Source organism: Helicobacter cynogastricus, assembly GCF_900197855.1.
Classification (GTDB): Bacteria; Campylobacterota; Campylobacteria; order Campylobacterales; family Helicobacteraceae; genus Helicobacter; species Helicobacter cynogastricus.
Map to the genome: position 1 here is coordinate 88,839 of NZ_FZMQ01000007.1, position 5,391 is coordinate 94,229.

The following is a 5,391-nucleotide window of genomic DNA, read 5'->3' on the forward strand; positions in this document are numbered from 1 at the left end:
CTATTGGAAAAAGCAAATAGGAAGACTAGGAAAAACTTAGCACTTAAAATTATATCGTAGGCAAATCCTGAGTTCCCCTCTAGTCCTCAAGAGTGAAAAGAAGATACGAAAGAAACAAGAGTTCATGAGCGCACTTATGCGCTCATTGGAGTTTAAAATTCAGAACCTGAAGAGCAGGTATCTTGATAGCCCATTTCACAGGCTTTCTTGTAGTATTCCTTTGCTTTATCAAGGTCTCTGGGCACACCCTGACCATCTTGATACATATCTCCTAACATAGCGTAAGCACTAGACTCTCCCATCTCTCCAGCTTTTTGATAGTATTCAGCGGCTTTTCTATCATCTTTGGGCAAACCTCCTTCTACAGGCGAACCCCCGCTGATGTACATATCTCCTAGGATGCGGTAGGCCACACCATCCCCCATTGCTCCCGCCTTGAGATAGTATTCTACAGCTTTTTTGTAATCTCTGGGCACACCTCCGGGCACACCCCCCTCCACGCTGTAGAGATCTCCTAAACCAACATAAGCCTTAGCATTTCCCATTTTTGCTGCCTGTTTATAATAACCAAATGCTTTTTGAAAATCGATGGGCACACCCTGACCATTGCGATACATCACGCCTAGACTATAGTAACTCACAGCACTTCCCTCTTCGGCTGCTTTTTTATAATAATCAATGGCCTTTGCATAATCTTGAGGCACACCTTGACCATTGTAGTAGAGAGAACCTATTTTGTAATAGCCATTAATATCTCCATTTTGAGCTGCTTTTGTATAATAGTCCATCGCCTTAGCATAGTCTCTAGGGACACTTTGGCCTTGTACATAGATATCCCCGAGTCTTTCGTAGGCCACACCATCCCCCATCTCTCCGGCTTTCTTGTAATAGCTAAGGGCTTGGGTGTAATCTTTGGGTACACCTTTGCCACTATAGTAGATGTCTCCCAAGTGGACATACCCATCAGGACTTTCCATCTGCCCTGCTTTTTTGTAATAATCTAAGGCTTCTTGGTAATCTTGTTGCATCCCTCTCCCGCTATAGTACATCGCTCCTAGTTTATAATAGCTCAAAGCACTCCCCATTTCTCCGGCTTTCTTGTAATACTCAAAAGCTTTACTATAGTCTTTAGAAACACCCTTACCATTATAGTAGAGGTCTCCTAAGTGGGCATACCCATCAGCATTTCCCATCTTGCCAGCCTTCTTGTAGTATTCCAAAGCCTGTTGGTAATCTTGATGTACCCCCTTACCACTATAATACATCAATCCTAGATTGTTATAAGCCTTAGCATCCCCCATCCCTGCCGCTTTTTGATAATAGTCAAAAGCCTTAGTGTAGTTTCTAGGCATACCACGCCCTTCAAAATACATCAACCCCAATTTATTATAAGCCTCAGCACTCCCCTGTTCTGCAGCTTTTTGATAGTAGTCTATGGCTTTTTTGTAGTCTCTAGGAACACCCTTGCCTTCTGCATACATATCCCCTAGTTTTTCATAGGAGGCGTGATCACCCTTTTGGCCTGTCTTTTTATAATAATCCTCGATTTTCTGTTTCCAGTCTTTGGGCACTCCTTGCCCCTGACTTTCCATTTTGTTTAAATACGCATACGCCTTAGAATTACCCATCATCGCTGCTTTTTGGAAGAGGTCTACAGCTTTCTTATATTGTTTCTTATCATAAGCTTGTGCACCTGCATCAAAATATTGTTTAGCTTGGAGCTCCTGTTTATTTTGCTGCTTATGCTGATCTGCTTTATTTTCCTTTGCCTGCAACCATCCCGCAGAACACAAAACACACGCCACCAAAGCAACACTAGAGATACGATTCAAACCCATTACTGCCATTTGCTTCCCTATATTTTCAAAATCTACCCCCTATTATAGCCTATTTCCCTACTAAAAACACTATTAGATAATAATAATTTGTTTATCAAAAAGAGATACTTGTTTCTAAGATCTGTGGTTATAGCGTTAGATTAAGAGAGAAAAGACAGATGAGAAATATCCACACCAAAACCCCCTCCCTATCCTTTATCTAAAAACTCAAAGTCTGCTCAGTGTGTTTGTAAATAAATAAGAAATTTGAAGGCCTATTGTAAACTACCACTCATGGGGCGGAGTCTTAGCACAGGAGCAGACGCCTGTGGTTGAGTGGGAGTTGTCGTTACATTTTTTTGAGGCGTCGTGGGTGCAACAACTTCCGGTTGGACTGCGTCGACAATCCCAGCGCGTGGCGATTCTGATCTGCTAGGAGCGACTGCAGGCTGGGTAGTATTAACATGTTGAATGACGATTTCATGTTTTTGCGTCACCTGCGATTCGGATTGTGGCACAACCTTAGATTTCTCAGGTTTAGCAGGGATGTCCGCATTTTCACTTGGTTTAGCGGGTACATGTGAGGTTGTATTAGGCTGTTCTGCAGTTTGCAAATCTGAATGATTGGTAACCTTAAATTCGTGCTCCTTCTGAGTAGCATATGCGCCCATTTTTTTGGCTACATCATTAATTTTCTCTGTCAAGGCATCTATTTCCTTGCCAATGCTTTCAATTTTTGTTGCTAAGGCATCGGTTTTTTTAGAGACAACTATAACCCTATCCTTGTCTGCCTTTGCTTGTGGTATACTTTGCTGATTTTCTGGTTGAACATTTGGATTTTTTACACCTTCAAGAACACAAGCCTGTTTGAAACCAGTATCGCAAGCTTTTTGAAAATACTTCAACGCTAATATAGGATTTTTTTGGATACCCTGTCCATTTTGATACAGATTACCTAAGTGATAGAAAGCCATTCCATGCCCCCAATTACCGGCCTTTTGATAGTAATCAAAGGCTTTGGCATAATCCTGATCTACTCCATGCCCTCCGTAATACATGTTTGCCAAGAGAATATACCCATAAGAATCTCCCATTTCACCAGCTCTTTGATAATACGCTACCGCTCCTTGATAATCCTTTTGCATCCCCTGACCATTGTAGTACATATCCCCCAAGATCTTATACGATCCCCCATCCCCCATTTCACCGGCTTTTTGATAGTAATCAAAGGCTTTTGGATAGTTCTGGGGTACGCCTTGACCATTTCTATACATGTTCCCTAAAACTTTGTAAGCCTCGCTATCCCCCATTTCACCGGCTTTTTTGTAGTAATCAAAAACCCTCATATAGTCTCTGCGCACACCCTGACCATTGTAGTACATATCCCCCAAGATCTTATACGATCCCCCATCCCCCATTTCACCGGCTTTTTGATAGAATCTTAAAGCTTGTTGGTAGTCCTGAGGCACACCCTGACCATTGTAGTACATATCCCCCAAGATCTTATACGATCCCCCATCCCCCATTTCACCGGCTTTTTGATAGAATCTTAAAGCTTGTTGGTAGTCCTGAGGCACACCCTGACCATTTTTGTACATGAAAGCTAGACTATTGTATGCCCGCACACTCCCCTTATCTGCCGCTTTTTGATAGAATCTTAAAGCTTGTTGGTAGTCCTGAGGCACACCCTGACCATTTTTGTACATGAAAGCTAGACTATTGTATGCCCGCACACTCCCCTTATCTGCCGCTTTTTGATAGAATCTTAAAGCTTGTTGGTAGTCCTGAGGCACGCCCTGACCATTTTTGTACATGAAAGCTAGGCTATTGTATGCCCGCACACTCCCCTTATCTGCCGCTTTTTGATAGAATCTTAAAGCTTGTTGGTAGTCTCCCCGTCTGAAAGCTTCTTCAGCGGTTACAAGGTCTTGATTATTGCCCTTGAATTTACCTACATATTCCTTGTAAGCTGCAGAATAAAGCATCTGCTCATACTCCTCTGCCTTATCCCAATCTTTTGGTACCCCTTGACCCAAATTGTACATCCCAGCTAAGTAGGCGTAAGCTTGTGCGTTGCCTAGCGTAGCTGCTTTTCTGAAGTATCCTATGGCCTTTTTATATTGTTTCTTGGCATAAGCCTTCATGCCCACATCAAAATACTGGCGTGCCTGCACCTTACTTGTGCCTGCTGCCTGCAACCATCCCGCAGAACACAAAACACACGCCACCAAAGCAACCCTAGAGATACGATTCAAACCCACTACTGCCATTTGTTTTCCTACTTTCAAAATCTGCTCCCCTATTATAACTTATTTCATATAAAAATTTCAGGGATTATGAAAGCTTTAAGATGAAGTTTTTTGACAACACACTTGAGGCATGTAGTCTTTGCGTTAATCTGTCTTTTTGTGTTGCGTATTGCTATCAAAGATGTCCAAAAAAACCCTTTAGCCTCATTAAAGCTATTAAGTTATTTTTCGTAAATTTTCCCATCGTGTTAAAACGCCAATGAAATTTTTACAGGGGTGAACACTACCCCGCTATCCCTTAGGGTTTGCATCGCCTCAGGGAATACTTTCCTTAAAATGCCGATTGCGCCGTTAATATCAGCATTTAGGGCTTTACCCGTGCTAGACTTAAACAATCCTCGCTTAACTCTCTTGCCTAAATATTGCTCGTGGTGTTGCATGGGCTCGTTTGCCAAGTGGTCGCATTTGCTAGTATAACTTTCCTCAGTAATGTGTAGCGTAATGCCTGCTAAAGCGCACTTGTAGGCTAGTTCGTCAATAAAAGACTCGTAGGGGATGCTTGTAAAATTTTGGTTAGTCCTTTTGCCTAAATTGAGCTTTTGCTTCCACCTCTCATTATTGCCAATTACAATCGTAGAAATGCCATTTTTCCAAACAATGCTCCAACACATAGTGGCTCGCCTTATGCATAAAGTCATTGAGTTTACACTCCCACCATAGGGCTAACTTGCCTAAGCGTTTTGTCCAAAAGCGCTTATTGGAAGTCTTGGCTTTGGCTTGATAATGGGCTTTGAGCTTGTTAAACCACTGATTGAGTGCCTTAACCCCTCCGCCTTTGATAATAAAGGGCTTGGCTTGATTATCTATTGCAGTTACGAAGTTGTTAAGTCCTAAGTCTATACCCATAATGCCATCGCCTTGAACTTGTGGGGCTTGTGTGGTTTGCTCGTGGATCACTTCCACGATAAAGCAAGTGGTTTTAGGGATGAAGCGCACTTGCTTTAGCCTAGAAGTTTGGGGGTTTATCTTGGTGATGAGTCTTTTTAAATTAGCCTTTTCTGGGAACTTAATTTTTGTAAGCTATCCTTTTGTCATTTTAATTTGCTGGTTTGTGAAAACCCCCACAGCCACGCCCTCCTTAGGCTTGAATTTGGGAATTTTAGGGCGGGCAAAAAAGCTAGAGGGTTTGAGTTTGTAGACTTTGATTGCCTTTAAATAGCTTTTCCAGTTTTGGACTAAGAGCATTAACACTTGTTGTGCGCTTTGAGCGCTCAAAGCTCTGTAATCTCTTTGGTTTTCTTTAGTGAAGCATTTGATTAAGTCAT

At 42.2% G+C, this 5,391-nt stretch carries 4 protein-coding genes and 1 pseudogene; all 5 read right to left on the bottom strand.

Annotated features, from left to right (window positions below; translation table 11 throughout):
* Nucleotides 1–152: 152 nt before the first annotated feature.
* Complete coding sequence (locus C6H00_RS04570; protein WP_104749850.1) at nt 153–1,847, bottom strand: tetratricopeptide repeat protein; 1,695 nt, start codon at nt 1,845–1,847, stop codon at nt 153–155.
* A gap of 245 nt (nt 1,848–2,092) precedes the next feature.
* Nucleotides 2,093–4,087: a tetratricopeptide repeat protein gene (locus C6H00_RS04575; protein ID WP_104749851.1), complete on the bottom strand. Its 1,995-nt coding sequence runs from the start codon at nt 4,085–4,087 to the stop codon at nt 2,093–2,095.
* A 227-nt stretch (nt 4,088–4,314) separates the two neighbouring features.
* Entirely contained in the window at nt 4,315–4,737 is a 423-nt protein-coding gene (locus tag C6H00_RS08785) for an IS200/IS605 family accessory protein TnpB-related protein (protein WP_233704417.1), read from the bottom strand.
* Entirely contained in the window at nt 4,682–5,062 is a 381-nt protein-coding gene (locus C6H00_RS08790; RefSeq protein WP_233704418.1) for a transposase, read from the bottom strand. Before C6H00_RS08790 ends, C6H00_RS08785 begins: the two co-directional genes overlap by 56 nt.
* A gap of 84 nt (nt 5,063–5,146) precedes the next feature.
* A pseudogene (locus C6H00_RS08795) lies at nt 5,147–5,391 on the bottom strand (RNA-guided endonuclease InsQ/TnpB family protein); the annotation flags it as partial.